The sequence below is a fragment of the Streptomyces marokkonensis genome, assembly GCF_039539045.1.
Taxonomy (GTDB): Bacteria; Actinomycetota; Actinomycetes; order Streptomycetales; family Streptomycetaceae; genus Streptomyces; species Streptomyces marokkonensis.
The window spans coordinates 1-26,306 of the sequence record NZ_BAABCQ010000042.1 but is presented as its reverse complement, the minus strand read 5'-3'; the positions used below and the strand labels follow the sequence as shown (position 1 = coordinate 26,306).

At 70.8% G+C, this 26,306-nt stretch carries 26 protein-coding genes and 2 pseudogenes; 14 read left to right on the top strand and 14 right to left on the bottom strand.

Annotated features, from left to right (window positions below):
• Window positions 1–99 precede the first annotated feature (99 nt).
• On the bottom strand, window positions 100–1,518 hold the full coding sequence (locus ABEA26_RS13380) for an APC family permease (protein ID WP_345592230.1): 1,419 nt from the start codon (window positions 1,516–1,518) through the stop codon (window positions 100–102).
• A gap of 116 nt (window positions 1,519–1,634) precedes the next feature.
• Between ABEA26_RS13380 and ABEA26_RS13375 the strand changes: the two genes are divergently transcribed.
• Both ABEA26_RS13375 and ppgK read left to right on the top strand, forming a co-directional pair.
• The gene (locus tag ABEA26_RS13375) at window positions 1,635–2,651 is read left to right on the top strand and encodes a 4-hydroxy-3-methylbut-2-enyl diphosphate reductase (RefSeq protein WP_345592229.1); all 1,017 of its coding nucleotides are present in this window, start codon (window positions 1,635–1,637) and stop codon (window positions 2,649–2,651) included.
• A 29-nt stretch (window positions 2,652–2,680) separates the two neighbouring features.
• Window positions 2,681–3,445, top strand: a complete 765-nt coding sequence (ppgK, locus tag ABEA26_RS13370; protein WP_345592228.1) for a polyphosphate--glucose phosphotransferase — start codon at window positions 2,681–2,683, stop codon at window positions 3,443–3,445.
• Between the two features lie 37 nt (window positions 3,446–3,482).
• Here ppgK and ABEA26_RS13365 read toward each other — a convergent pair whose 3' ends face one another.
• Window positions 3,483–3,914: a DUF6542 domain-containing protein gene (locus ABEA26_RS13365; protein ID WP_345592226.1), complete on the bottom strand. Its 432-nt coding sequence runs from the start codon at window positions 3,912–3,914 to the stop codon at window positions 3,483–3,485.
• A gap of 455 nt (window positions 3,915–4,369) precedes the next feature.
• On the opposite strand from ABEA26_RS13365, the gene ychF reads away from it, so the two are divergent.
• Window positions 4,370–5,458, top strand: coding sequence for a redox-regulated ATPase YchF (gene ychF / locus ABEA26_RS13360; protein ID WP_279560031.1), 1,089 nt, complete (start codon window positions 4,370–4,372; stop codon window positions 5,456–5,458).
• A 144-nt stretch (window positions 5,459–5,602) separates the two neighbouring features.
• Here the strand turns inward: ychF and ABEA26_RS13355 are convergent, their stop codons facing one another.
• The 6 genes from ABEA26_RS13355 to ABEA26_RS13330 all read right to left on the bottom strand — a co-directional run bounded on the left by ABEA26_RS13355 (window position 5,603) and on the right by ABEA26_RS13330 (window position 8,662).
• Window positions 5,603–6,136, bottom strand: coding sequence for an AbiJ-related protein (locus ABEA26_RS13355; protein WP_345592224.1), 534 nt, complete (start codon window positions 6,134–6,136; stop codon window positions 5,603–5,605).
• Between the two features lie 315 nt (window positions 6,137–6,451).
• Window positions 6,452–6,859, bottom strand: coding sequence for a PIN domain-containing protein (locus ABEA26_RS13350; protein ID WP_345592222.1), 408 nt, complete (start codon window positions 6,857–6,859; stop codon window positions 6,452–6,454).
• The gene (locus tag ABEA26_RS13345; protein WP_345592220.1) at window positions 6,856–7,131 is read right to left on the bottom strand and encodes a hypothetical protein; all 276 of its coding nucleotides are present in this window, start codon (window positions 7,129–7,131) and stop codon (window positions 6,856–6,858) included. The genes ABEA26_RS13350 and ABEA26_RS13345 overlap by 4 nt, the downstream gene beginning before the upstream one ends.
• 328 nt (window positions 7,132–7,459) lie before the next feature.
• The gene (locus ABEA26_RS13340; protein ID WP_345592219.1) at window positions 7,460–7,879 is read right to left on the bottom strand and encodes a PIN domain nuclease; all 420 of its coding nucleotides are present in this window, start codon (window positions 7,877–7,879) and stop codon (window positions 7,460–7,462) included.
• Complete coding sequence (locus ABEA26_RS13335; protein WP_031144348.1) at window positions 7,879–8,121, bottom strand: type II toxin-antitoxin system VapB family antitoxin; 243 nt, start codon at window positions 8,119–8,121, stop codon at window positions 7,879–7,881. Before ABEA26_RS13335 ends, ABEA26_RS13340 begins: the two co-directional genes overlap by 1 nt.
• Window positions 8,122–8,503: 382 nt before the next feature.
• Complete coding sequence (locus ABEA26_RS13330) at window positions 8,504–8,662, bottom strand: SRPBCC family protein (RefSeq protein ID WP_345592218.1); 159 nt, start codon at window positions 8,660–8,662, stop codon at window positions 8,504–8,506.
• A 24-nt stretch (window positions 8,663–8,686) separates the two neighbouring features.
• On the opposite strand from ABEA26_RS13330, the gene ABEA26_RS13325 reads away from it, so the two are divergent.
• Together ABEA26_RS13325 and ABEA26_RS13320 are read left to right on the top strand one after the other, a co-directional pair.
• Window positions 8,687–8,833 carry a hypothetical protein gene (locus tag ABEA26_RS13325; protein ID WP_345592217.1) on the top strand — a complete coding sequence of 49 codons (147 nt, stop codon included), beginning with the start codon at window positions 8,687–8,689 and terminating at the stop codon, window positions 8,831–8,833.
• Between the two features lie 230 nt (window positions 8,834–9,063).
• Window positions 9,064–11,324 (top strand): annotated as a pseudogene (locus tag ABEA26_RS13320) (DEAD/DEAH box helicase).
• 30 nt (window positions 11,325–11,354) lie between these two features.
• Here ABEA26_RS13320 and ABEA26_RS13315 read toward each other — a convergent pair.
• On the bottom strand, window positions 11,355–12,059 hold the full coding sequence (locus ABEA26_RS13315; RefSeq protein WP_345592215.1) for a hypothetical protein: 705 nt from the start codon (window positions 12,057–12,059) through the stop codon (window positions 11,355–11,357).
• Window positions 12,060–12,530: 471 nt separating this feature from the next.
• Between ABEA26_RS13315 and ABEA26_RS13310 the strand changes: the two genes are divergently transcribed.
• From ABEA26_RS13310 to ABEA26_RS13275, 8 genes and pseudogenes are all read left to right on the top strand, one after another.
• Window positions 12,531–14,126, top strand: coding sequence for a S8 family peptidase (locus tag ABEA26_RS13310; RefSeq protein WP_345592213.1), 1,596 nt, complete (start codon window positions 12,531–12,533; stop codon window positions 14,124–14,126).
• Between the two features lie 213 nt (window positions 14,127–14,339).
• Window positions 14,340–14,681 (top strand): YrdB family protein, encoded by a 342-nt coding sequence (locus tag ABEA26_RS13305; RefSeq protein WP_345592212.1) that lies wholly within the window; start codon window positions 14,340–14,342, stop codon window positions 14,679–14,681.
• Between the two features lie 218 nt (window positions 14,682–14,899).
• Window positions 14,900–15,196, top strand: a complete 297-nt coding sequence (locus ABEA26_RS13300; RefSeq protein WP_345592211.1) for a hypothetical protein — start codon at window positions 14,900–14,902, stop codon at window positions 15,194–15,196.
• A gap of 146 nt (window positions 15,197–15,342) precedes the next feature.
• On the top strand, window positions 15,343–16,095 hold the full coding sequence (locus ABEA26_RS13295) for a GntR family transcriptional regulator (RefSeq protein WP_345592209.1): 753 nt from the start codon (window positions 15,343–15,345) through the stop codon (window positions 16,093–16,095).
• A 374-nt stretch (window positions 16,096–16,469) separates the two neighbouring features.
• Window positions 16,470–16,661, top strand: a complete 192-nt coding sequence (locus tag ABEA26_RS13290) for an SPOR domain-containing protein (RefSeq protein WP_345592207.1) — start codon at window positions 16,470–16,472, stop codon at window positions 16,659–16,661.
• A 92-nt stretch (window positions 16,662–16,753) separates the two neighbouring features.
• On the top strand, window positions 16,754–17,176 hold the full coding sequence (locus tag ABEA26_RS13285) for a (deoxy)nucleoside triphosphate pyrophosphohydrolase (RefSeq protein ID WP_345592206.1): 423 nt from the start codon (window positions 16,754–16,756) through the stop codon (window positions 17,174–17,176).
• 136 nt (window positions 17,177–17,312) lie between these two features.
• Window positions 17,313–17,724 (top strand): annotated as a pseudogene (locus tag ABEA26_RS13280) (ATP-binding protein).
• Between the two features lie 286 nt (window positions 17,725–18,010).
• Window positions 18,011–20,608: a SpoIIE family protein phosphatase gene (locus ABEA26_RS13275; RefSeq protein ID WP_345592204.1), complete on the top strand. Its 2,598-nt coding sequence runs from the start codon at window positions 18,011–18,013 to the stop codon at window positions 20,606–20,608.
• A 24-nt stretch (window positions 20,609–20,632) separates the two neighbouring features.
• On the opposite strand, the gene ABEA26_RS13270 is transcribed toward ABEA26_RS13275, so the two are convergent.
• Entirely contained in the window at window positions 20,633–20,767 is a 135-nt protein-coding gene (locus tag ABEA26_RS13270) for a hypothetical protein (protein WP_345592202.1), read from the bottom strand.
• Window positions 20,768–20,891: 124 nt separating this feature from the next.
• Between ABEA26_RS13270 and ABEA26_RS13265 the strand changes: the two genes are divergently transcribed.
• Window positions 20,892–22,109 carry a glycoside hydrolase family 18 protein gene (locus ABEA26_RS13265; protein ID WP_345592200.1) on the top strand — a complete coding sequence of 406 codons (1,218 nt, stop codon included), beginning with the start codon at window positions 20,892–20,894 and terminating at the stop codon, window positions 22,107–22,109.
• Between the two features lie 14 nt (window positions 22,110–22,123).
• Here the strand turns inward: ABEA26_RS13265 and ABEA26_RS13260 are convergent, their stop codons facing one another.
• The 4 genes from ABEA26_RS13260 to ABEA26_RS13245 are packed head-to-tail and all read right to left on the bottom strand — an operon-like array spanning window position 22,124 to window position 26,021.
• Entirely contained in the window at window positions 22,124–22,894 is a 771-nt protein-coding gene (locus ABEA26_RS13260; RefSeq protein ID WP_345592199.1) for a succinate dehydrogenase/fumarate reductase iron-sulfur subunit, read from the bottom strand.
• A complete protein-coding gene (locus tag ABEA26_RS13255; protein WP_345592198.1) occupies window positions 22,894–24,834 on the bottom strand; it encodes a fumarate reductase/succinate dehydrogenase flavoprotein subunit in 1,941 nt (646 codons plus the stop codon). Before ABEA26_RS13255 ends, ABEA26_RS13260 begins: the two co-directional genes overlap by 1 nt.
• Window positions 24,834–25,670: a hypothetical protein gene (locus ABEA26_RS13250; RefSeq protein ID WP_345592197.1), complete on the bottom strand. Its 837-nt coding sequence runs from the start codon at window positions 25,668–25,670 to the stop codon at window positions 24,834–24,836. The genes ABEA26_RS13255 and ABEA26_RS13250 overlap by 1 nt, the downstream gene beginning before the upstream one ends.
• Window positions 25,671–25,730: 60 nt before the next feature.
• Window positions 25,731–26,021 (bottom strand): hypothetical protein, encoded by a 291-nt coding sequence (locus ABEA26_RS13245; protein ID WP_345592196.1) that lies wholly within the window; start codon window positions 26,019–26,021, stop codon window positions 25,731–25,733.
• Between the last annotated feature and the right edge of the window lie 285 nt (window positions 26,022–26,306).

Sequence of the window (26,306 nt, the reverse complement as noted above, 5' to 3'; positions counted from 1 at the left end):
GCTCCCGCGGGCTGCCGTTCCCCGAATGGCCCCCGCTCCCGTCGGCTGCCCGCTCCGGTCCGCTGCCGTTCACGCGGCTCACGCTGCCGTTCACGCGGCTCACGCTTCCGTCGCTCTCCTTCCGCGCGCCTGCACCGCCAGTACCGCCAGCCCCACCACCAGCCAGATCGCCCCGACCACCTGAGCGGCCCTCGACGCCTCCACGATCACCGCGACCGTGATCGCCGCACCGAGCACCGGGATCAGCACATGCCGCCACCAGCTGACCGGGCCCGAGCCGCGCCGGATCGCGAACCAGCCCACCACGCTCGCGTGGAGCAGCGTGAACGCGGTGAGCGCGCCGACGTCGACCACCGAGACCAGATGGTCGAGACCGTCGTCCCGCCGCGCCGCCCACACCGCGGCCACCATCGTGATCACCGCGGCGACCAGCAGTGCCACACGCGGCACACCGGAGTACGTCCGCGACAGCGCCTTCGGCAGCCGCCGGTCGCGGCCCATCGCGAACAGCAGCCGCCCGGCCGCCGCCTGCCCGGCCAGCGCCGCGAACGCCGCGCCGATCGCCTTGCTCACCGCCACCAGGTCGTGCAGCCACGTCCCCACGGACGCGTCCACCGCGTCGTAGAACGCCGCCCCCTGCCGCTCCGGCTCCGCCGCCAGCCGCGCCGACGACACCGGCTCCAGCAGCGCCGCCAGATACGTCTGCGCGATGAACAGCACACCCGCCAGCGCCAGGCAGAACAGCAGCGCCCGCGCGACCTTCGCCGAACCCCCGGTGACCTCCTCCGCGAAGCTCGCGATCGCGTCGAAGCCCAGGTACGACAGCACGGCCACCGACACCGCGCCGACCACCGCCGACAGCGCGAACGCCCCCTGCGTGCCGTCCCCGGTCAGCGGCGAGAGCCAGCCGCGCTCGGCCCCGTCGCGCGCGAGGACCACGACCGCGGCCACCATGAACACCAGCAGGACCACGATCTCCATGGCGAGCACCAGGAAGCCCACCCGGGCCGCCGCACGCACCCCCCACAGGTTCAGCAGGGTCGTGACGACCACCGCGATCGCCGTCCACACCCACCGGGACACCTCCGGAACCAGCGCCTCCATCGCGATGCCGGAGAAGAGATACGCCACTGCGGGGATGAGGACGTAGTCCAGCATCGCCATCCAGCCGGCGATGAAACCCGTCCCGTTGCCGAGCCCCGCGCGCGCGTACGCGAACACCGAACCCGCCTGGGGGACCACCCGTACCATCTGCGCGTAGCTGAACGCGGTGAACGCCATCGCGACGGTGGCGAGGAGGTACACCAGCGCCACCGCGCCGTGCGACTTGGCGTCCAGCGTGCCGAACACGCCGACCGGCGCCATCGGCGCGATGAACAGCAGCCCGTAGACGACCAGGTCCCTGAAGCCCAGGCTGCGCTTCAGCCGGTGTTCCCGGTCTCCCCGGTCTCCCTGGTCCTGCTGGTTTCCCTGGTGTTCGCCACCGGCCCCCTGGGCCGCCGTACCGGTATCGGACATCGTGCCTCCGCCAGCGCATCGGACTGTGCCTCGGAACGTCCCCGTCAACGTCCTGGCCAGTCTCTCCGGCAACGCCGCACCCACGCGATCTCCGACCCGCCGAACGCACCCTTACGATGGGTGGCATGACTGCTTCGCCTGGCCGCCGTGTCCTGCTCGCCGCCCCCCGTGGCTACTGCGCGGGTGTGGACCGCGCCGTGATCGCCGTCGAGAAAGCCCTGGAGCAGTACGGGGCTCCGGTCTACGTCCGGCACGAGATCGTCCACAACAAGTACGTCGTCCAGACCCTGGAGAAGAAGGGCGCCGTCTTCGTCGAGCAGACGGAGGAGGTCCCTCCGGGCAACATCGTGATGTTCTCCGCGCACGGCGTGGCCCCCGTCGTCCACGAGGAGGCCGAGCGCGGCAAGCTCGCCACCATCGACGCCACCTGCCCGCTCGTCACCAAGGTGCACAAGGAGGCCGTCCGCTTCGCCGACGACGACTACGACATCCTCCTGATCGGCCACGAGGGCCACGAGGAGGTCATCGGCACCTCCGGTGAGGCGCCCGACCACATCCAGCTCGTCGACGGCCCCGAGGACGTCGCCAAGGTCGAGGTCCGCGACCCGTCGAAGGTCGTCTGGCTCTCCCAGACCACCCTCTCCGTCGACGAGACCATGGAGACCGTCGACGCGCTGAAGGACAAGTTCCCCCAGCTCATCTCCCCGCCGAGCGACGACATCTGCTACGCCACGCAGAACCGCCAGCTCGCCGTGAAGCAGATGGGCGCCGAGGCCGACCTGGTGATCGTCGTCGGCTCCCGCAACTCCTCCAACTCCGTGCGCCTCGTCGAGGTCGCCAAGCAGGCCGGCGCCCGCGACGCGTACCTGGTGGACTTCGCCGACGAGATCGACGAGGCCTGGCTGGAGGGCGTCACCACGGTCGGCGTCACCTCCGGTGCCTCCGTCCCGGACATCCTGGTCGAGCAGGTCCTGGAGTGGCTGTCGCAGCGCGGCTTCGAGGACGTGGAGATCGTCAAGGCCGCCGAGGAGTCGATCATCTTCTCGCTGCCCAAGGAGCTCCGCCGCGACCTGCGCGAGGAGGCGGTGTCCCTGGTGGCGGAGCGTGGCGGCTCGGGTACGCCCGGGGCGTGACCGTCGGTCGCAGGCCGTAACGTGGTTCCATGCAGATCTTCGGCGTGGACATCGGCGGATCCGGGATCAAGGGCGCCCCTGTGGACCTCGACAGGGGCGACCTGGCCCAGGAGCGCTGCAAGGTACTGACCCCGCACCCGGCGACCCCCGACGGTGTGGCCGACGGCGTGCGGCAGGTCGTCGAGCACTTCGGCTGGACCGGACCGGTCGGGCTCACCTTCCCGGGCGTGGTCACGGGCGGTGCCACGGTCCGCACCGCGGCCAACGTCGACAGGAGCTGGATCGACACGGACGCGCGTGCCCTGTTCAGCGAGCGGCTGGGCGGGCTCGACGTGACGGTCGTCAACGACGCGGACGCGGCGGGTGTCGCCGAGATGCGCTTCGGTGCCGGCCGCGACCGCAGGGGCACGGTCGTCCTGCTCACCTTCGGCACCGGCATCGGCAGCGCCGTCTTCACGGACGGCGTCCTCGTCCCCAACAGCGAGCTGGGCCACCTGGAGCTGGACGGCCACGACGCGGAGACGCGCGCCTCCAGCAAGGTCAAGGACGACCACGACCTGTCCTGGGAGCAGTGGGCCCACCGCGTGCAGCGCTACCTCGCCCACGTCGAGATGCTGTTCTCACCCGGCCTGTTCGTCATCGGCGGCGGGGTCAGCCGCAAGGCGCACAAGTTCCTGCACTGCATCGAGGGCATCCAGGCGGAGATCGTCCCCGCCCGGCTCCAGAACAACGCGGGGATCGTGGGCGCGGCGATGCGAGCGTCCCAGGCGGCCGGCCGGCCTGCCGGGGGCTGAACCGGGCTGTCACACCGGCGGGGGGTTTGCGGCGCCGTCACACCGGCGGACGGTCTCGGGCGGCGACGGCGTCGGCCCGGCGGCGCAGCAGCCGGATCCTCCGGACGATCACGGTCGATCCCGCGACCAGGGTCCCGCCGTACAGCCAGCCCGCCTCGGTGGCGAGGGTGGTCACCAGACCCATCAGCCATCCTTCCATCCCCTCGCCGCCCTCGGCCACGGTCACCAGGCCCACGGCGAAGGCGATCGGCACGACCACGGGGGCGGTCAGCAGGTCTCCTCCGCGCATCCAGAGCGCGGTGAGCAGGCTCACCGGCAGGAACAGCAGGCCGTACACCGTCAGGGACGCGCCGAACAGCAGTTGATCGAGGAAGCCGAGTACCAGCATCACGGCCGCGCAGAACAGGCCACTTCCCAACCCGGTCAGCTGCAGACCGGGCAGCCCCCGCAGGACGCGCACGACCCGCACGACCAAAGGCCCGGCCCGCACCGCCGGCGGCCCGGACCGAGGCGCCGGAGGCCCGGACCGAGGTGCCGGCGGCCCCGCGACCGGCCGGGGCGGTCCGCCGACCGCGCCCTGTGCGACGGGCGGGCCGACCGGTTGCCCGACGGGCCGCTTGACCGGTTGCGCGGCAGGCTGCCCGAGCACGGCGGCGCCGCCGCCGTCCGCTCCACGCCCCTGTGGGGGCAGCGGCGCCCGGCCTCGTCGCGGTCCGTCCTGCGCAGGTCGCGTCCTGTGTTCCTCCACTGGACCAACTTAGGTCGGTTTATGTGCCGAATAGCCCGACAGACACGCCGTCGGGCACAGCTTGGCCAAGCGTTCGACACCGCGCGGGCACGGTATCCGCCACCCCGTAGACTGGTGGATCGGCCCTGTCTGGCCCGCCCCACCCCTCCGCATCCTCACGTACGGGAAGTCGCAACGTGTCGCTCACGATCGGAATCGTCGGTCTGCCGAATGTCGGCAAGTCGACCCTGTTCAACGCCCTGACCAAGAACGACGTGCTCGCGGCCAACTACCCGTTCGCCACGATCGAGCCCAATGTCGGCGTCGTGGGCGTCCCCGACCCCCGCCTGGGGAAGCTGGCCGAGATCTTCTCCTCGGACAAGGTCCTCCCGGCGACGGTCGACTTCGTCGACATCGCGGGCATCGTGCGCGGCGCGAGCGAGGGCGAGGGCCTGGGCAACAAGTTCCTCGCCAACATCCGCGAGTCGGACGCGATCTGCCAGGTCATCCGCGCCTTCAAGGACGAGAACGTCGTCCATGTCGACGGCAAGGTCTCGCCCAAGGACGACATCGAGACGATCAACACCGAGCTGATCCTCGCCGACCTCCAGACCATCGAGAAGGTCCTGCCCCGCCTCCAGAAGGAGTCGCGGATCAAGAAGGACATCGCGCCCAAGGTCAAGGTGGTCGAGGAGGCCAAGGAGATCCTGGAGAAGGGCGACACGCTCTTCACGCACGGCATCCTCCAGGGCAGCGAGCGCGCAGAACTCCTCCACGACCTGCACCTCCTCACCACGAAGCCCTTCCTCTACGTCTTCAACGTCGACGAGGACGAGCTGACCGACGAGGACTTCAAGAACGAGCAGCGCGCCCTGGTCGCCCCCGCGGAGGCGATCTTCCTCAACGCCAAGCTGGAGGCGGATCTCGCCGAGCTGGAGGAGGACGAGGCGCTGGAGCTCCTCCAGTCCGTCGGCCAGGAGGAGCCCGGTCTCGCCACCCTCGCCCACGTCGGCTTCCGCACCCTGGGTCTGCAGACCTACCTGACCGCCGGCCCCAAGGAATCCCGCGCCTGGACCATCAAGAAGGGCGCCACCGCCCCCGAGGCCGCCGGTGTCATTCACACCGACTTCCAGAAGGGCTTCATCAAGGCCGAGGTCATCTCCTTCGACGACCTGGTCGCCACCGGCTCCGTCGCCGAGGCCCGCGCCAAGGGCAAGGCCCGCATGGAGGGCAAGGACTACGTGATGCAGGACGGGGACGTGGTGGAGTTCCGCTTCAACGTGTAGCGGCTGACATATCACTACGTCGCCGATCTGGCAAACGTGCAGTTCAGAGAGGGTCCGACTCTTTCGGGGGTCGGGCCCTTTGCGGCTCCCGTGCTGGGATGGTGCTGAGATAGCTGACTCCTCGTCACCTGCCGTCATCCCTGGTCATCCGTACCGTGCTGGGATTGTGCCGGGATGGGATGGGAACGCCCGTGCTGGGTTTCGGCCCCTGCATTGCCGAGTGACGGCGCTCTCTGGGAACGGCGCATAGACGGGTCGCCCGGACATGAAGTCTCGGGGGCGTAGCGCCCAGCCATCCGCTGCCAGAAGCCGGTTGAGCTCATCGACGCGCCTGGCCGCCTCGTCGGCGTCGGGGCGTACCTCGGGATGTACCAGCCGTGAGAGGAATGCCAGCAGCACATCGTCCGGGCCATCGAGGAGCCCAAACCGCGGGTCCTCGAAAACCCAATCGTCCTCCCAGTCGTAGTTGTTGAACCGGTGCTGGATGATGTCGGTGCGGGCGGTCGTGTGGCGCGAGTCGGTTGATGGCAGGGCGTCCAGGTCGTACAGGCTGCCCAGGAAGGCGACTTCGTCCAGGCGTCCCCACCAGCCGCCCTCCGCAGCGCGTAGCAAGTCGAAGACATCGCGCCGTGTCACCGCTGTGATTCTTGCTGGGTTGTCCTGGCCGGAGTGCGTCATGACAACAGCATGGCGTGCCCGCGGTGCGCCTGCCGAGCCTTCGTGGCGGTCGCGGGGCCGTGCGAGCGAGCCCCGACGTCGACGGTCGGCGACCGGACAGGAGCCGAAGGACTGCACCGCTCCTTCGATGAACTGCGCACCAGCTGGCGCCGCAACCCGCACCAGATGCGCGCGCTGTACGTGCTCATGCTCGTTGCGGTGCTTCCCGTGCCGTTTCGGCGCGACCGGATGGCCGTCCTCCGTCGTGACCTGCGCCGCAGGATTGAGAGCGGGTCATGGATGACCCGCAGGTGATCGCGCACACGCGCGACGCCCTCACACGTCCTTGATCTGTACGCGGTCGCCGCACAATTTCGACCAGTCGTCGCGGTCCGAGGTCAGTACCAGGACGGGCGCCGGGGAGCGGAGCGCCATCGCGGCGACGAGGGCGTCGATGGCGTACTTGTGGCCGTGCAGGCCACCGGCGTCGGCCAGCAACTGCACCGCGGTGAGGCTGTCCGCCTGGGTGACGTCCTGGACCTGAAGACGGGAGAGAAGCCAGCGCAGCCGGGCGGTGTCCGTCTTCCCGTAGACGGCCTCCACCACCGTCAGGGCTGACACGAGGACGGACACGCCTACGCGCCGTGCGGCCTCGATCCGGGTGACCATCTGGCGGTCGTCACGCAGCAGCAGCGACAGTGCCTGGGAGTCCAGAACCAGGGACCTGGCCGCGGGCTCCTTCATGCGGCGCTGTCGTTCGACGCGTACGGCGCCGGTGCGTCACCGAACAGTTCGTACTGCGCGGCCTGGATCTCGGATTCGCTCAGCGGTTCGTGCTCAGCTTCGTAGGCGGCCACGATCTCGGCGAGGCCGTCCATCGCGAGTTGATGCCGGACCGCCGCGGTCACGTACGCGGACACGCCGCGCTTGCCGGTGCGGGTCCGCAGGGCACCGAGGAGTTCCGAGGGCATCGAGACGGAGATGTTCTCCGTGCTGCCGGGGCGGGGTGACTTCATAGGGGTCAGTCTAGTACAGGAACTATTACATCGGGTGAGATGCTGCGCGGCCCGTATCCGGCGGCGTAGTCTCGGCGCCATTGGATCTTCTTGTACTTTGTCGCGGCTCCCGTGCTGGGATGGTGCTGGGATGCGCCTGCATTTCCGCAGGTCAGAGCCTCGTCGTGGAGTTCCGCTTCAACGTCTGATCGCGCACCCAGAGACGGCCTGACCTGCGAGGACGCGGGTCGGGTCGTTCTGCTGTCCGCAACAGTCCGCAGAACGGTTCGACCATGAGGGGAATGCCACCCCGCGCCGGCCCCACTGGCAACCATCAGATGGAATCAGCTCAGTGGTCGGCGTTGCCCGGGGGTACCACCCATTGGGTCGGCTGTCCGGTGATGGAGGCGATCATGTCGAAGTCGCCGTCGTAGTGGAGGACGGTCAGCCGGTGCAGTTCTGCGGTGGCGGCGATGAGTAGATCGGGGAGGGACAGAGCGCGGTGGAAGCCGGCGTTGAGGGCGTGGCGCTGGGTCTCCAGGGCACGGGTGAAGGTGTCGTCGTCACAGGTGAGGTAGTCGAATGCGTGGAGCCAGGTGCTGATGCGGAGCGCTTCTGCGGTGGTTCGGGCGGAGTGCGCCATTTCGTATTCGGTGGGCTGGCACACGGCTAGCAGGTAGCGCTCGTGCAGCGGCTGGAGTGCGTCTTTTACCGGGGGTTTCGACCATCGAGCGAGGGCGGACTTGTCGATGAGGTAGCGGTCTTGCATCAGGCGGCCTGGCCGCCTGTGCGCTTGAGGGAGCCGTCGGCGTTGCGGGGGCCGGTGTTCTCGATGATCTCGCTGAAGTCGAGCTCGCCTGAGTCCATGGCGTCGAAGAACTCTTGGCGCAGGTGGCGCTTGACGGCGTCCTCCATGGCCAGTCGCACGGCCTTCGCCTTGGTCTTGGTGCCGAAGATGCGCATAGCCTCGGCGACCATGTCCTCGTCGAGATCGATGACTGTCCGAGCCATGGTTTGATTCCCCCTCCGGGAGGTGTACTACGCAAAACGATACCATCTTGATGGCGATGGCGATGTCGTTTTGTGGTCCGGGTGCACCGGTCAGCCTCTGGGTTCGGCTTCGCGGCATGGGCGGAGAGGCCGCCGGGCCCGACGTGGGCGCGTGCGGCCTCGGCGAGGTCTTCGGGCAGGCTCATCGAGTGCTTCCTGCTACTTGCTCATGGTGCGGATCCTGCCAGCGGTAGCAAGGCTCTGCGTGGGGGCTGGCGAGCGCAGATTGGCGGTCTGTTGCGCTTCGACGTCTGGCCGCGCCGCACACTGGAGGGGCCCGGCTCATTGAGTCAAACCCCTCATGCCGTTGACGCGGGCCGCCCCGTCGGCCGGGCCCAGGGGGTCACCTTTCGACCAGACCCTTCAATCGCTCAAGGTCGTCCCGGACGGTCTGGGCGATCGCGTCGGACTGGGCGAAGACCTTCGGGCCGCCGAAGGTCTCCCGGACTGCGTCCGGGTCGTAGTCGAGCCGGACCTGGACGCGGGTGTGGCCGGCGTCCAACGCCCGCAGTGTGAACTCTCCGTTGTGCCCCCACCGCGCCTCGTCTGGTTCGCGAGCAGCCTTGCTGTGGCGAACGGCGAGCAGGACCCGCGGCCGGTGTCGGCCGAGGGTGGGGAGGAAGAGATCGCGGCGGAGCTGCGCAGGCACCTCGACTCCGTCGAGACCCCGTAGGTCAGTCCGCAGACAGTCCGCAGGAAACCCGTGAACGGCCGTCGGAGGCCAACGCATGTCAACGGGAGCCTGCTGATCAGGGCCGGGTGCGACACGGGGCCCGGGCGGGGACCGCACCGGACGGCCATGGTGCCGGCGGCTGACGGCCGCCGTCCCCATCGGCCGGTTCCCGCACCCGGCGACGGGCGGCCGGAATCGCGACGGCGGCGCCCCGTGTGGCCGGTGGGAGGATGCCGGTACAGCGCGATGGAGGGGCGGGAACTGTGGGGCGGGGCGAGCGGGACACGGTCGCGAGGGGAACGCGACTGTACGAGGCGGCGCGGGCGGTGGCCGGCGACCACGGGAGGGCGGTGGAGGCGGTACGGGCGGCGCTGAAGCCGATCCACGACACGATGGTGAAACACGAGCTCGACGCCATCCCGGTCGCCCGGCTGCACGACGTCACCGAAGGGCGGCTGAGGCTGGGGAGCGTCGAGAAGAGCGGGCTGCGCACGGTGGGCGGTGTTCTCGAGGCAGGGCCCTACCGGTTGCGGCAGATCCCCGGTGTCGGGCAGCGTACCGTCGACCAGCTGCTCGCCGCCGCCCGCCGGCTGTCCGAGGCCGTGCACGAGACCGTGGCCGTCCGCATCGACGTGGACCGGCCGGAGCCGGGGACCACCGCGCTCGTCGCGGCCCTGCACGTACTGGTGGAGGCCGGCCCGGGGGTGTCCGGTGCGGTCGACAGGGCCGTCGTCGTGTCGGAACGGCTCGGTGCCCTGATCGACCAGGCCAGGCCCGCCGCCGGGCGGTTCCGGATGCTTCTGGCGGGCCAGGAGAAGAAGGCCCGTGCCTTGGCGGCGGTAGCGGGGATCCGGTCGGTGGTGGACGAGGCGGAGCGGGCGGGCCTGCCCGCGCTGCTCGCCCAGACGTCGGTGGACCTGCTCAGAGGGCCCTCGCCCGACGTCGCGGCCTGGTGGACTTCGAACTCCGGTCCGCCGACTACTACAGCCTGCTCGCCGAGATCTCCCGGCGGCTGCCGGACGCGGCCGCCGCCGAGGGCTTCCTGCCGGACGGGATCGCCGAGCGGGTACGGGCCCAGCACCTCGACGACACGCACCGCCGGGTCTCCCTGCGCGGTTATCAGGCCTTTGGGGCGCGGTTCGCGCTCGCGCAGCGCAAGGTGATCCTCGGCGACGAGATGGGTCTCGGAAAGACGATCCAGGCGATCGCCGTGCTGGCCCACCTGGCCACCGAGGGACAGAGCAGTTTCGTGGTCGTCTGCCCGGCGAGCGTCCTTGTGAACTGGACCCGGGAGATCGAGGCCCGCAGCACCCTGCGCGTCCGGGTACTCCACGGACCCGACCGCCATGACGCGTTCGCCGACTGGAAGGAGCGGGGAGGGGTGGCGGTGACCACGTTCGACGCGCTGCGCGGCTTTCCCGCGCCGGGCGCCGGGGAGATCGCACTGCTGGTCGTCGACGAAGCGCACTCGGTCAAGAACCCGAAGGCCAAGCGGTCCCAGGCGGTCGCCCTGTGGGCGGAGAGCAGCGGGCGCACCCTCTTCATGACCGGAACTCCGATGGAGAACAGGGTCGGGGAGTTCCGCAACCTGGTCCGCATGCTCGACGGCGACATCGCGAACTCCCTGGGCGAACGCGACGCGTTGGCCGGATCGGTCGCGTTCCGCAACGCCGTGGCCCCCGTCTATCTGCGGCGCAACCAGGAGGACGTACTGACGGAACTCCCGAGTCTCCAGCGGACCGACGAGTGGGAGGAGCTGAGCGCGTCTGACGAGGAGGCCTACCGCGAAGCCGTGCGCGCGGGCAACTTCATGGCGATGCGCAGGGCCGCGTACACACGTCCCGAGAAATCGGCCAAGCTGGGCCGGCTCCGGGAGATCGTCCGGGAGGCCGGTGAGAACGGGCAGAAGTCGGTGGTCTTCTCCCACTTCAAGGACGTACTGGGCGTGGTGGAGCGCGCTCTCGCCACCCAAAGCACCGAAAGCACCGAGCCCACCGAAAGCATCGAAAGCACCGAGACCACCGACGGCGTCCCGGTGTTCGGTCCGCTCACCGGGAGTGTCCCGGCCGGCCGGCGGCAGCAGATCGTCGACGACTTCGCCGGAGTGGCCGGCCCCGCGGTGCTCCTGGCGCAGATCCAGGCAGCGGGCGTCGGCCTCAACATGCAGGCCGCCTCCGTCGTCGTCATCTGCGAACCCCAGGTCAAACCGACCACCGAACACCAGGCGGTGGCCCGGGCCCACCGTATGGGCCAGGTCAGGCCGGTTCGCGTCTATCGCCTACTCGCCACCGGGGGAGTGGACGAACGTCTGGTGAGGATGCTGGAGGCCAAGACGCGCCTCTTCGACGCCTACGCCCGCCGCAGCGCCGTGGCGGAAGCCTCCCCGGACGCCGTCGACGTGTCGGACACCGAGCTGGCGCGCCGGATCGTCGAGGAGGAACAGGCGCGTCTGGGGACGGCGGACGACAGGCTGGCGGCGGCGGCCGAGTGAGCGGGGCCAGGACCCGGCGGGCCTGTCGGGTCAGTTGCCGAGGGGCTTGAAGTCGGGCCCGTAGGTGCCCATCCACACGGCGAAGGCGCTCACTCGGCCGGCGCCGTCCTTGCCGCCGAGCTCGTGCCACACCTGGCACCGGTGGCCGGTGTCGGTGGCCCGGTTGACGGCCTGCACGGCCGGGATCTCGTCGCAGGACACCTTCTGCTCGTACCCGCCGCCGCCGTCCGCGCCGCGCTGCTCCCAGAACTCGTGGTAGACGCGCTTGGCGACGAGGAGGTCCTTCTGCTGCTCGGCGTTGTACTGGATCAGGAAGCTGCCCTCCTTGTAGGAGTCGCTGACCGTCACCTCGAAGGGGATCTCCACGCCCTCGTACGTGGCCGTGCACGCGCTGGTCGCGGACGCCTTCAGGGTGACGCCGTCGGGGCAGTCGGCGGTGGTCTCGCCGTTCACCTTGGCGGCCCGCAGGAGGTCCTTGCGGAGCTTGTGCTCGACCTTCTCCGTGAACTCCGCGCCGCTGTCCGGCTCCGGCGTCTTCAGGCCGTCGCTGGAATCGACGACGCCGGACTGCGGGCCGGTCAGTTCGACGGCGAGCAACTGGTCCACGGGCTTGTGCTGTTCCCGCGACGAGCCGTCGCCGGCCGAGCTCCGCTGGTTCGAGTCCCCCTCGGAACCACATCCCGCCGTAAGAAGAGCTGCGGCCACGACAACGGGAGCGATTCTGGAAATGCGCATGCCATGCACCCTAAAGGAGAGGTAAAGGTCCGACGTGAGGCGGGGTGTGTCGGGCAGGACGGAACAGTCGGGATGGCGGCCTGTCCTCGACGCTCCGGCCGCCGAGCGCACCCCGCCGCGCACCCCGCTGCGCCTGCCGCTCGGCAACGACGCGTGGGGGCGATTCCCGGCCACCTCGACCAGGTCCACGAGGATGTCGGGGCGTGGAGAAGCGCGCCCGGGCCATGGCCCTCGACGACTGGACGACCGGTCGGGAAGCAGGCGGGGCCGGCGGGCCGCTCAAACGGCACAAGGGTCCGCACATGCGTGCAAGGCCCTTGTGTTATTCCTCTGGAAGCCTCAATCTTTCGGCTGACGCACAAAAAAGTCGCCCCAGATTGACATGACCATGACCCGTGGTCGTCGTCGGAGGCGGCCTGCTCGGCGTGCACGAACCCCACCACGCACCACCGACTGAGGAGGACCCCTCACATGGCAGTGCTGCGTCAGCACCCCCACCGCACCACCCGGCGAAGACTGGCCGCCGTCAGTGCCGCGGCCACCGCGGCCCTCGCCGCGAGCCTCGTCTCGGCGCTCCCCGCGGGCGCCGCCCCGGCCGCCGCGGAGGGCCGCGTCCAGTACCAGGACGCGGCCAACGCGGTCGCCGGCAGCTACATCGTGACCCTCAAGGCGGACGAGGCGAAGTCCGGTTCGGCCGAGGGCCGCGCCGTGGCCGAGCGCCACGGCGCCGACATCGAGCGCACCTACACCAAGGCCCTCAACGGCTACGCGGTCGAGGCCTCCGAGACCGAGGCGAAACGACTCGCCGCCGACCCGGCCGTCGCCTCCGTCGTCCAGGACCGCACCTTCCACGTCACCGGCACTCAGCCCAACCCGCCCTCCTGGGGCCTGGACCGCATCGACCAGCAGAACCTCCCGCTGGACGACTCGTACACCTACCCGGACAGCGCCGGGCAGGGCGTGACGGCGTACGTCATCGACACCGGCGTCCGCATCACCCACAACGACTTCGGTGGCCGCGCCTCCTACGGCTACGACGCCATCGACGACGACAACACCGCCCAGGACGGCCACGGCCACGGCACCCACGTCGCCGGCACCGTCGCGGGCGGCGCGTACGGCGTCGCCAAGCAGACGGACGTCGTCGGCGTCCGGGTGCTCGACAACTCCGGCTCCGGCACCACCGCGCAGGTCGTCGCCGGCATCGACTGGGTCGCCCGCAACGCGGTCAAGCCGGCCGTCGCCAACATGTCCCTCGGCGGTGGCGCCGACAGTGCCCTGGACGCGGCCGTCCGTAACGCCATCGCCTCGGGCGTCACCTTCGTCGTCGCGGCCGGCAACGAGTCCACCAACGCCTCCACCAAGTCCCCCGCCCGGGTGACGGAGGCGGTCACGGTCGGCGCCACCACGTCGAGCGACGCCCGCGCGAGCTACTCCAACTACGGCTCGGTCCTGGACATCTTCGCACCCGGCTCGTCCATCACCTCGGCCTGGAACTCCGGAGACTCGGCCACCAACACCATCTCCGGTACGTCCATGGCGAGCCCGCACGTCGCCGGGGCCGCCGCCCTCCACCTGGCCGACAACCCCTCGGCCACTCCGGCCCAGGTCGCCTCCGCACTGACGTCCGGTGCGGTCAGCGGCGTCGTCTCGAACCCGGGCAGCGGCTCGCCCAACCGCCTGCTGAACGTGGGCGAGGGCGGCACGACGCCCGAACCGCCCGGCGACCGCTTCGAGAACACCGGCGACTACACCATCCGGGACAACGCCACCGTCGAGTCCCCGGTGACCGTCTCCGGCGTCCAGGGCAACGCGCCCTCCTCCCTGGCCGTCGAGGTGGGCATCGTCCACAGCTACATCGGCGACCTCCGGGTCCAGTTGGTCGCCCCGGACGGCACGGCGTACACGCTGAAGCCGTACGGAACCGGCGGCAGCGCCAACAACATCGACACCACGTACACCGTCAACGCCTCCTCGGAGTCCGCGAACGGCACGTGGAAGCTGCGGGTCAGCGACAACGCGTCGTGGGACACCGGGCGGGTGGACGCCTGGGCTCTCCAGTTCTGACGAAGTCTCGGCGGCCGGTCTTCTCCGGTAGACAGACGTTCTCGTCCTCGCGGCGGGCCGGGTCGGTGACCCGGCCCGCCGCGAGGACGAGGCGTGCCGGCCCCCTCGCCGCGCCGCGAAAGCCCCGTGAGAAACGTGGGTTGTCGGACCGGCTGGTGCTGGAGCGGGCGATACTCGTCCTCGCCCCCCACTCACCGAGGCCAGGAGTCCGTCATGCTCTCGTCCCTGAAGGCCCTCAACATGCTGGTGATGTTCCTGCTGGAACTCGCGGTGTACGCGGCGGTGGTGCTCTGGGGGTTCACCGCCGGCGACGGGTGGCCGGTCGAGTGGGCCCTGGGGCTGGGCGCTCCGGCCGTGATGATCACCGCGTGGGCGCTGTTCGGCTCGCCACGGGCGAAGTACGCGGTGCACGGGGGTGGGCGGGTCGTCCTGGAGGTGCTGTGGTTCGGCACCGGTGCCGCTGCCCTGGCCGCCTCGGGGAGCCAGGGCTGGGCGGCGGCCTTCGGTGGCGTCTACGTCGTCAACGCGGCGCTTCGGGCGCTGTGGAAGCAGTGACGCGAGTACGCCGATCACCGCCCTCAGCACCCGTCCGGGCGCCGTCCCCTCCTCGCCGAGCGGTAGATGCCACGACGTCGACGAGGTGCCCCGCGGGGAGGAGCACGACGGCGAGGTCTTCGCCCCTTTCGTACTGCCGGGCGGAGCCTTCCCCGGAGACGACGTGATCACCCGGACTCGCCGACGACCGTCGCTACGCGCTCCACGACGACTGTGCGATGGACGCCCGGGCGCTGCCCGCCGGCGTCGACGTGTACTACCTGACACCGACCTCACAGGGCCGGCGCGGCGACCGGGAGATCACCTGCCTGTTCGGCGACACGGACGAGCGGGGCACGCCGACCGGCTCCCCGTGCGACGACGAGACGGCGCTGGACGCCCACCAGCTCGGGTACGGGCTCATGGACTCCGAGAGGGCGGTCACCGCGCGCGAGGCTCTGGGTCCGCCCGCGACGCCGCCCGTCCACGAGGAGAACGGCGGCGGCGCGGGACAGACACCCGGCAAGGAGGAGTGACAGCGGCCGCAGCGGGGAGAAAGTGCCTGCGTGAAGCCTCCTGGAGACTGAGTCATCACATTGAGTGATTCTCTGGCCTTCGCTTGCCTGGTACAACCTACGGTTGCCACGCTGTTGCTGTCTGTACAAGCTGATGGGAGCGGCCAGTGACATTCGGTGAGCAGCCGGCGTATCTGCGTGTCGCGGGTGATCTCCGTAAGAAGATCACCGACGGCCTGCTGCCGCCCCACACCCGCCTCCCGTCCCAGGCGCGGATCCGCCAGGAGTACGGCGTCTCGGACACCGTCGCCCTGGAGGCGCGCAAGGTGCTGATGGCCGAGGGACTGGTCGAGGGCCGCTCCGGATCCGGGACGTATGTGCGCGAGCGGCCCGTGCCCCGGCGTATCGCCCGCTCGGGCTTCCGGCCGGACGGCGGTGCCACCCCCTTCCGGCAGGAGCAGGCCGACGGCGAGGCGCGCGGCACGTGGGAGTCGCGCAGTGAACAGGCCGAGGCGAGCGGCTCCGTCGCCGAGCGACTCGGGATCAAGCCCGGCGACCGGGTGATGTGCACGCGGTACGTCTTCCGGGACGGCGGCGAGGCCATGATGCTCTCCACCTCCTGGGAGCCGCTGGACGTCACCGGCCGCACGCCGGTGATGCTGCCCGAGGAGGGGCCGCTCGGCGGCATGGGTGTCGTCGAGCGGATGGCCGCCATCGACGTGGTCGTCGACAACGTCACCGAGGAGGTCGGCGCCCGCCCCGGCCTCGCCGATGAGCTGCTCGCCCTGGGCGGCGTCCCGGGGCACGTGGTCCTGGACATCCAGCGCACCTTCTACGCCTCGGGCCGGGCGGTCGAGACGGCCGACGTGGTCGTTCCGGCCGACCGGTACCGGGTGGCGTACCACCTGCCCGTCAAGTAGCGGCGCCGCCGGGGCAGTTCAGCCGACCCTCCGTGGTGTGAGATGGCGCACGCCTTCCGCGCGCCCCACGCGCCCTTTTCCCGCGCTCGCACTGGTGTCCGTTCGCCGCGCCGCCCTTCGCGCGGCGCCGTGACCGGGTCGTTCCCGCAGGTCGTCCCCCGTGCTCCCCGGCATGCCTCCGATCGCCGGCGTCGGTGTGCGGGGCGGCGCGTTCCGTATCGTGCGCCCCCTGCGTTCTGGCTGGTTGCGTACCTCTTTGTGCAAAGCCGTATTCGCTGCGTGAAGGTTAGGCGTAGGGTCGGGCATATGCGGATCGGGGTTTCCTTAGCGCGCGGGGTGCGGCGCGGGCCGTGGACGGGAAGCGGAGGGGCGCGATGAACGACGGTACGGTCACTCTTCCCTGGCTGGTCTTCCGGCAGGACGACAACGGCAATCGCTACCGCGTGGGCAGGTACGCGACCCGGGCCGAGGCCCAGCGGATCGCGGACAACCTCGACGGTCGCGGCCACAAGCAGCTCTACTGGATCGAGAAACTCGGCCCGAACGGAACGGGCCCGGCGGACTGACCGCCCCGGCAGGCCCCCGCCTGCCGATGCCGCTCACCGGACAGGCCGGTCGATGCCGCTCACCGGCACGGGAGGGCCGTAGGCTCCGGTGCATGAAGGAACGGATCGTGGTGGGTGCCGCCCTGGTCGACGCCGGACGGCTGCTCGCCGCACGCCGCAGCGCACCGGCCGAGCTGGCCGGACGCTGGGAGCTGCCCGGCGGAAAGGTCGAGGCGGGCGAGGCGCCCGAGGCGGCGCTCGTGCGTGAACTGCGTGAGGAACTGGGCGTGACGGCCGAGCCCGGTGAGCGGGTCCCGGGACAGTGGCCGCTGAGAACCCCGTTCGTCCTGCACGTGTGGACAGCACGACTGCTCCCCGGCTCCGCCGCCCCCGAGCCCCTCGAGGACCACGACGCCCTGCGCTGGCTCACCCCCGCCGAGATCTGGGACGTACCGTGGCTCGACCAGGACGTGCCGGCCGTCGAGCGGGCGCTCACGCACCTGGGGCTGGAAGCGAGGGACGCGCCGGGCGCGTGAGCGAACCGGCGTGAGCGCCCCGTACGCCGTTGGTGCCACAGTGCGCCCCTCCGAGCGGTACCCGGACTCCCATATCGGGTATGCCCCCATTATCCCCACCAAACCAGGCGTGGGCGGGGGATCGTCGGCCGGGGAAGTGATCGGCGTGATCGACAGCGAAGGCGGCTGTGCCGAATGGGTCTTCCCCGCGGCACCGGATGCCCGTGCGGACCGCTCGCTCCCTCGTCCGCCGCACGCTGCGCGGGTGGGGCCTCGACAGTGTCGGAGACATCGCAGCCCTGCTGGTCAGCGAGTTGGTGACCAATGCCCTCCGGCACGCCACGGGCCCCATCGGCGTCCGCCTGGTGCGCCGCCCGTCCGGGTCTGGCGGCGTCCTGCTGGTGGAGGTCTCCGACCCGCTTCCGGACCCGCCCCGCGAGCGCGTCGCCCGCCCCGGTGACGAGGACGGGAGGGGTCTGCAGCTGGTGGCCTCCTCCGCGAGCCGTTGGGGAAGCCGGCCCGGAGAGGTGGGTAAGACGGTGTGGTTCGAACTCGCGGTGCCGGTATGACCGGGTGACCGGCGGTGCACCGCTCCGTCGTGCCGACATGTCCTGATATGAACACCGCTCACGTCGATCAACTGGTTCAGGCCAGTGGCAGTTGTCGAACTACGTGATTCGATGCCGTGTCCGCTGGTTAGAAGACTGGAAGTGTTGTCACGGTCCGGACCGAAAAGCATCGGGACCGTGCTGTGATCGTGAACACCGTGTCGTGCGGCGCCGTAGTGCTGGATACTGCGGGCAGCCGCCCCCGGTGACCGGTGCCGGACGCGGTGAGCTGGAGGGGACGGTTCGCGTGAGCGAGATACCAGCGAGGGCCTCGGAGCCCGAGGGCCCGTCGGACGGTGCGTCGGACGACGCGCCGTTCGCTGACGCGGTGTGGCAGAGCAGCCCGCCCGGCTCCATCTACGACTATGTCAAGGTCGCGTCCTTCTCCATCGGCCCCGACGGGCTCGTCGACCAGTGGAGCCTGCGCGCGGAGCAACTGCTCGGCATCCGGGCCGAGCGCGCCGTGGGCACCGACCCCATCGAGGCCTTCATCGACCCCGACCTGCGGGAACGGGGCCAGCGCAAGATGGCCGAGATCCTGGACGGACGGGAGTGGACCGGCGTGGTCCCCTTCCGGGTGCCGGACGACGACGCCGACGGCGAGCGGCGCCGGCGCGGACAGCGCGGGCTCGCCGAGGTCTACGTCATGCCGACCCGCACGGAGGACGGGGAGAAGGCCGCCGTCTGCATCGTCGTCGACGTCCGCGTCCTGCGCAGCATCGAGACCGACCTCGCCGCCTCACAGGCCATATTCGGCCAGTCTCCGTTCGGCTTCCTGCTGATCGACCGCGACCTCAGGGTGCGTCGCGCCAACGAGCGGTTCGCCTCGGTCTTCGGCGGCACGCCCGACGACCACCGGGGCAAGGGTGTCCACGACTACCTGCCGCGCGTCGAGGCCGACCGGGTCTCCGCGACCCTGCGCCGGGTGCTGGAGACCGGCGACTCCATCACCGACATGCACGTCACGGGCTTCGCGCCGAACTCCGACGAGCGCCGCCACTGGTCCGTCAACCTCTACCGCGTGCACAGCGGTTCCGGTCGGCCCATCGGCATCTCCTGGCTCGGCACCGACATCACCGCCCGCCGTGAGGCCGCCCGTGAGGCCGCCTCGGCCCGGCGCAATCTCGCCCTCCTCAACGAGGCGGGCGCCCGCATCGGCAACTCCCTCGACCTGGAGACCACCGCCCGCGAACTCCTCGACGTCGTCGTCCCCGGCTTCTGCGACCTGGCCACCGTCGACCTCTACCAGGGTCTGCTGGTCGGCGACGAGACCCCGCCCGGACTCGCCGACGGCAGCGCGGAACTGCGCCGCGTCGCCTTCTCCAGCGCCGTCTCCGACGTGCCGTTCCACGGCACCGGCGAGCGGGTCCGGCTGGGCGCCGTCCACCACTACCCGTTCAACTCACCCTGCGCCGACGCCCTGCGTACCGGCCGTCCGCGCGCCGTCCCCGCCGAGGACGGCGGCCTCGTGCAGTCCACGCTCGCCGTGCCGATGGTCGCCCACGACACGGTCGTCGGGCTCGCGCAGTTCGCCCGCGCCAAGGGCAGCGAACCGTTCGGCGACCGCGATCGCGACCTCGCAGTGGAACTGGCCGCGCGCGCCGCCGTCTGCATCGACAACGCCCGCCTCTACCGGCGCGAGCACGAACGCGCGCTGATACTGCAGCGCTCCCTGCTCCCGCCCGGTGACCCCGAGGCATCCGGCCTCGACATCGCCTGCCGCTACCTGCCGGGCAACGCGGCCACCGGCCGGCCCAGCGAGGTCGGTGGCGACTGGTTCGACGTCATCGAACTGCCTGGACACCGCACCGCCTTGGTCGTCGGCGACGTCATGGGCCGAGGCCTGCGGGCCGCCGTCGCCATGGGTGAACTCCGTACGGCCGTCCGCACCCTGGCCGGGCTCGACCTCGAACCGGCCGAGGTGCTCGCCCAGCTGGACGAGATCGCCCGCGGCCTCGGCGCCCCCGGCGGCGTCCAGCAGGCGACCCGTGCCGCCCGTCGCCCCCGCGAGGCGGACCTCTCCGAGGTCTACCTGGCGACCTGCGTCTACGCCGTCTACGACGCGGTGACCAGGCGCTGCACCTTCGCCAACGCGGGCCACCTGCCACCCGTCCTGGTCGAGCCCGGCGAGTCCGCGCTGATGCTGGACGTGCCGCCGGGTCTGCCGCTCGGCGTCGGCGGAGAGCCCTTCGAGGAGGTGGAGGTCGAACTGCCCGAAGGCGCCCTGCTCGCCCTCTACACGGACGGACTGGTCGAAAGCCGCGACCACCCCCTGGACGAGGGCCTCCAGTCCTTCGTGGGCGCGCTCACGGACTCCACGCGCCCCCTCGAGGACGTCTGCGACCAGGTCCTCGACACCCTCGACAGCCACCATGCCGAGGACGACATCGCCCTGCTGATGGCCCGTGTCCAGGGCCTGCCCAGCGAGTCCGTCGGCGACTGGACGCTGCCGCGCGAGCCGCGCAGCGTCGGCCGGGCCCGTGAGCTGGCCCGCGACCAGTTGCTCGACTGGGACCTGGAACCGCTGGTCGACACGACGGAACTGCTCGTCAGCGAGCTGGTCACCAATGCCCTGAGGTACGGCGAGGGAGAGATCAGACTCCGCCTCCTACTCGACCGCACCCTGGTCTGCGAGGTCTGGGACTCCGGTCTGATCCAGCCCCGCCGGCGCCGTGCCCGCGACACCGACGAGGGCGGCCGGGGCCTGCAACTGGTCGGCCTGCTCAGCGCGGCCTGGGGCTCACGCCGTACGCCGCGCGGCAAGACGGTCTGGTTCGAGCTGCCCCTGCCGGGCGCCGACACCCAGCTGGCGGACCCGGCGGAGGCGTTGCTGAGCCTGTTCTGACGAGTTCCGGCGGGCACCCCGGTGTCACCTTCCGGCTCCGGGGCGGCCCGGGGTCGTACGGGTCCGGGCGCGCCGGGTGCGGCGCACACGGCCGTATCCGGCCAGAAGCAGGGCCGCCCCGGCCGTGACCAGGGGCGGCACCAGGTCGGAGGAGATCACGGCACCGCGCTCCCGACCGCAACCGGAACGCCGGTTCGAGTCGTCCACGCCGACAACACGTTCGAAGCGTATGCGCGTGAACCGGCCACCGCGACCGGGGACGGGCCACAGGGAGGGGAACGCCGTGGACCACACGGAACCGAGCACGGACCCGAGAACCACCGATCCGGTGGCCACCGACCCGTCGGTGGACGGCCCGGCGGCCACCGACCCCGTAGCCACCGACGCCCCGTCGGCCACCGACGCCCCGTCGGCCACCGACGCCCCGTCGGCCACTGCCCCGACGACCACTGACCCGTCGGCCACCGACGGCGAGGACGCCCGTACGAGAAGGAAGAGACGGGTCCGCCGCATCCGCCGCACCATCCTCACCGTCCTCGTCGTCCTGCTCCTCCCCCTCCTCACCGCCGAGACCGCCCTGCGCGTCAACTACATGGGCGACCCCGCCGACGGCACCTACACCAGGAACCGCGACGCGATGTGGCTCGGCCACGCCTGGGTCGACGGCCGCAAGGACGACGCCGACCTCGCCGCCTTCGCCCGCCGCGTCAGGACCACCGGCATCCGCGACCTGTACGTCCACACCGGACCGATGGAGCACGACGGCACCCTGCCCGAGTCCCTCTACCCCAAGGCCCGCTGGCTGATCGACGCCGTGCACCGTGAGCTGCCCGGTGTCCGCGTCCAGGCCTTCCTCGGCGATGTACTCGCCAACGAGGGCCCCGACGGCATGCACCTGGACCGCGCCGTCACCCGCGCCGCCGTCGTCCGCAGCGCCGGCCAGGTCCTGGACGTCGGCTACGACGGCGTCCACCTCGACCTGGAGCCCCTGCACTCCGGCGACCGGGACTACCTGTCCCTCCTGGACGACCTGCGCGAGACGACCCGGGCCCGCGACGCGCGGCTGTCCGTGGCCGCCCACCAGATCGACCCGCTCCCGGCCCTCCACTCCGTCTTCGGCGTCTTCACCGAGAACCCCAAGTGGTGGTCACAGGAGTTCTTCGGCCAGGTCGCCCGCCGCGTCGACCAGATCGCCGTGATGACGTACGACACCGCGCAGCCGCTGGAGGGCACCTACGGCGGCTATGTGGCCCAGCAGACCTCCCTCGCCCTGGAGGTCACCCCGCCCACCACCCACCTGCTGATGGGCCTGCCCTTCTACTACGAGAGCAACTTCGACCACTGGGGCCACGCCGAGACCGTCGAAGCCGCCGTCCGGGGCGTCCGCCTCGGCCTCTCCCGGACGGACGCCGACCGCGAACTCTTCGGCGTCGCCCCGTACATCGACTTCGCGGCCACGGAGACGAACTGGGACGAATACCGCGAGGGGTGGGTCCGCTGAGCCGGGCGTGACCGTCAGGACCGGCGCCTGATCTTCGATCCCAGCCACACCAACGGGTCGTACTTGCGGTCCACGGCCCGTTCCTTCAGCGGGATCAGCGCGTTGTCCGTGATCTTGATTCCTTCCGGGCAGACCTCCGTGCAGCACTTGGTGATGTTGCAGTAGCCGAGGCCGTGCTCGTCCTGGGCCGTGCGTCCCCGGTCCAGGCCGGTGTCGCCGGCCGCGTCCAGCGGGTGCATGTCCAGTTCGGCGACGCGCATGAGGAAGCGCGGGCCCGCGAAGGCCGGCTTGTTCTCCTCGTGGTCACGGACGACATGGCAGGTGTCCTGGCACAGGAAGCACTCGATGCACTTGCGGAACTCCTGCGAGCGGTCCACGTCCTCCTGCGTCATCCGGTACTCGCCGGGCCCCAGCTCGGCGGGCGGGACGAAGGCCGGAACCTCGCGTGCCTTGGTGTAGTTGAAGCCGACGTCCGTCACCAGGTCGCGGACGACCGGGAAGGCCCGCAGGGGCGTGACGGTGATCGTCTCCTCGGGGGTGAAGACGGACATCCGGGTCATGCACAGCAGCCGCGGCCGTCCGTTGATCTCCGCGGAGCAGGAACCGCACTTGCCCGCCTTGCAGTTCCAGCGCACGGCGAGGTCGGGGGCCTGGGTGGCCTGGAGGCGGTGGATGATGTCGAGGACCACCTCGCCCTCGTTCACCTCGACGCGGAAGTCCTCCAGACCGCCGCCCTCGACGTCGCCCCGCCACACCTTGAAGCGGGCCTCGTAGCCGCTGCTCATCAGGACAGCTCCTCCTCGGCGAGGTACTTGACCAGCTCGTCCTTCTCGAAGAGCGCGAGCAGGTCGGGCCGGACGGCCTCGGTGGCCGTCCGCTCCAAAGTGATCTGACCGCTCTCCGGGTCGGCCGCCGCGAGGACGCCCGTCGGGTCGGTCAGGGAGCACAGCAGGTTGGCGGGGCGCCACCGGCGGTCCATGGACGGATGGTCCTCCCGGGTGTGCCCGCCGCGCGACTCGGTGCGTTCCAGCGCGGCCCGCGCCACGCACTCGCTGACCAGCAGCATGTTGCGGAGGTCCAGGGCGAGGTGCCAGCCCGGATTGAACTGCCGGTGCCCCTCCACGCCGGCCCGCCGGGCCCGTGCCCGCAGCTCCCCGAGCTTCTCCAGGGCCCGCTTCATCTCCGGCTCGCGGCGGATGATGCCCACCAGGTCGTTCATCGTCTGCTGGAGCTCCTGGTGGAGGGTGTACGGGTTCTCCGGGGGGCCGTCGGACGGCTCCGGCGCCCCCGCTTCGGCGGAGAACGGCCGCAGCGCCTCCGCGGCGGCGGCGTCGACCTGGGCGTCGTCCACCCGGGGCCGTGCTCCCGGCGCCCGACCCGCCGCGTACTCGGCCGCGTGCCAGCCCGCCCGACGCCCGAAGACCAGCAGGTCGGACAGCGAGTTGCCGCCGAGCCGGTTGGAGCCGTGCATGCCGCCGGCCACCTCACCGGCCGCGTACAGCCCCGGCACCCCGCGCGCGGCGGCCGTGTCGGAGTCGACGGCGATGCCGCCCATCACGTAGTGGCAGGTGGGCCCGACCTCCATCGGCTCGGCCGTGATGTCGACATCGGCCAGCTCCTTGAACTGGTGGTACATCGAGGGCAGCCGGCGCTGGATCGCCTCGGCGGGCATCCGGGTCGAGACGTCCAGGAAGACACCGCCGTGCGGGGAGCCCCGGCCCTCCTTCACCTCGGCGTTGATCGCGCGCGCGACCTCGTCCCGGGGGAGCAGCTCCGGAGGCCGCCGGTTGTGGTCCGGGTCGTCGTACCAGCGGTCGCCCTCCTCCTCCGTCACCGCGTACTTGTCCTTGAAGACGTCGGGGACGTAGTCGAACATGAACCGCTTGCCCTCGGAGTTCCTGAGCACCCCGCCGTCGCCGCGCACCGACTCGGTGACGAGGATGCCCTTCACCGACGGCGGCCAGACCATGCCCGTCGGGTGGAACTGCACGAACTCCATGTTCAGCAGCGGCGCCCCGGCCAGCAGCGCCAGCGCGTGGCCGTCCCCGGTGTACTCCCACGAGTTCGACGTCACCTTGAAGGACTTGCCGATGCCGCCCGTGGCGATCACCACCGAGGGCGCCTCCAGGACGAAGAAGCGGCCGGTCTCCCGCTCGTAGCCGAAGACGCCGGAGACCTGGCCGTCCTCCTTGAGCACGCGGGTGACCGTGCACTCCTGGAAGACCTTCAGGTGGGACTCGTAGTCCCCGCTCTCCCGGAAGTCCTGCTGCTGGAGCGAGACGATCTTCTGCTGGAGGGTGCGGATCAGTTCCAGGCCCGTACGGTCGCCCACGTGCGCGAGGCGCGGGTACTCGTGGCCGCCGAAGTTGCGCTGCGAGATCCTGCCGTCCTTCGTACGGTCGAACAGCGCGCCCCAGGTCTCCAGCTCCCACACCCGCTGCGGGGCCTCCTGGGCGTGCAGCTCGGCCATCCGCCACTGGTTGAGGAACTTGCCGCCGCGCATGGTGTCGCGGAAGTGGACCTGCCAGTTGTCGCCGGAGTTGGCGTTGCCCATGGCGGCCGCGATGCCGCCCTCGGCCATCACGGTGTGCGCCTTGCCGAACAGCGACTTGCAGATCACGGCCGTACGGGCGCCCCGCTCGCGGGCCTCGACGGCGGCGCGCAGCCCGGCGCCGCCCGCGCCCACCACGACGACGTCCCATTCCTGCCGGTCGACCACGGACATCAGAACAACCTCGGATCGTCGAAGGCACCGGAAGCGACGAGATACACGTAGAAGTCGGCGAGCGCGACGCTCACCAGCGACGCCCAGGCCAGCTGCATGTGGCGGGCGTTGAGCTTCCCGACCCACTGCCACATCCGGTACCGCACGGGGTGCCGGGAGAAGTGCTTGAGCTTGCCGCCGACGATGTGCCGACAGGAATGGCAGGAGAGGGTGTACGCCCAGATCAGCACGATGTTGGCCAGGAACACCAGCGTGCCCAGGCCCATGTGGCCCCACGCGTAGTCCTCGTCGCGGAAGGCGAGCACCGTGTCGTAGGTGAGGATGAGCGCGACCAGCAGCGCCGCGTAGAAGAAGTACCGGTGGATGTTCTGCAGGACGAGCGGGAAGCGGGTCTCGCCGGTGTACTTCTTGTGCGGCTCGGCCACGGCGCAGGCCGGCGGGGATGCCCAGAAGCCCCGGTAGTAGGCCTTGCGGTAGTAGTAGCAGGTCAGGCGGAAGCCGAGCGGGAAGATCAGGATGATGATCGCAGGGGAGAGGCCCCACCAGGTGCCGAAGACCTCCCAGTTCGGCCCGCCGCGCATCGGCTCGCAGTTCTCCGCCAGACACGGGGAGTAGAAGGGCGAGACGTACGGGGCCGCGTAGTAGTCCGCGTTCGCGAAGGCCCGCCAGGTCGAGTAGACGACGAAGGCCAGCAGGCCGGCGGCGGTGGCGGCCGGTGCCAGCCACCAGCGGTCGGTGCGCAGGTGCGGGGCGCGGATGGCGGCGCGCGTCGGGGTGTGGACGCCGGCGCCTCGGGGATGGGGTTCGGTGGCTGGCGGTTCCGTACCAGTGGCCACTGGGCGACTCCGGTGGGTCGGGTCGGGAGGGTCGGGCTCGAAGGGCGCGACGGATCGGGTTCAGGGGGCGCGGCGGTCGCGGGCGCCGAGGCCCTCGTCGTCCGAGTCCGTCCACAGCGAGCCGTCGTACGGCGTGTCGGAAATCGTGACGAGGTCCGGACGCCTGGGCGCGTCGGGCGCGGCCGACACCGCCCGCAGCAGCGCGACGCTTTCGCGCAGATGGTCGGCGTCGGTGCGGATCCGGCGGACCTCCAGGCCGCCGCTGCCCAGCTGCTGTTCCAGCCGGGACACCGACCGGGACAGGTCGTCGAGACTGCGTTGGATCGATGACAGGTCGTCGTGCACGGACATGACGTGACCTCACTTCCGCCGGAACTTCCGTCGGACACGGCACGGAGCCGGCCCTGGATGACGACGTGGCGACGTTCGTGCGCCTGAGAGTGTCGCGCGTCACACCTGCCGCTGGGAAGGGATGTGCGGCGATTGGCCGGGGCGTGTCGGCGCATCGCGCGTGACGTTGCGCCGCACGGGTGGGCTTACGCACCGTCGCCGCCGTGTCTCCCGGCGTCGCCGAACCGTTTCCTCTTCAGTGGCCGCATCCCCGTCCGGATACAAATGATCAGCTCCAAATACCGC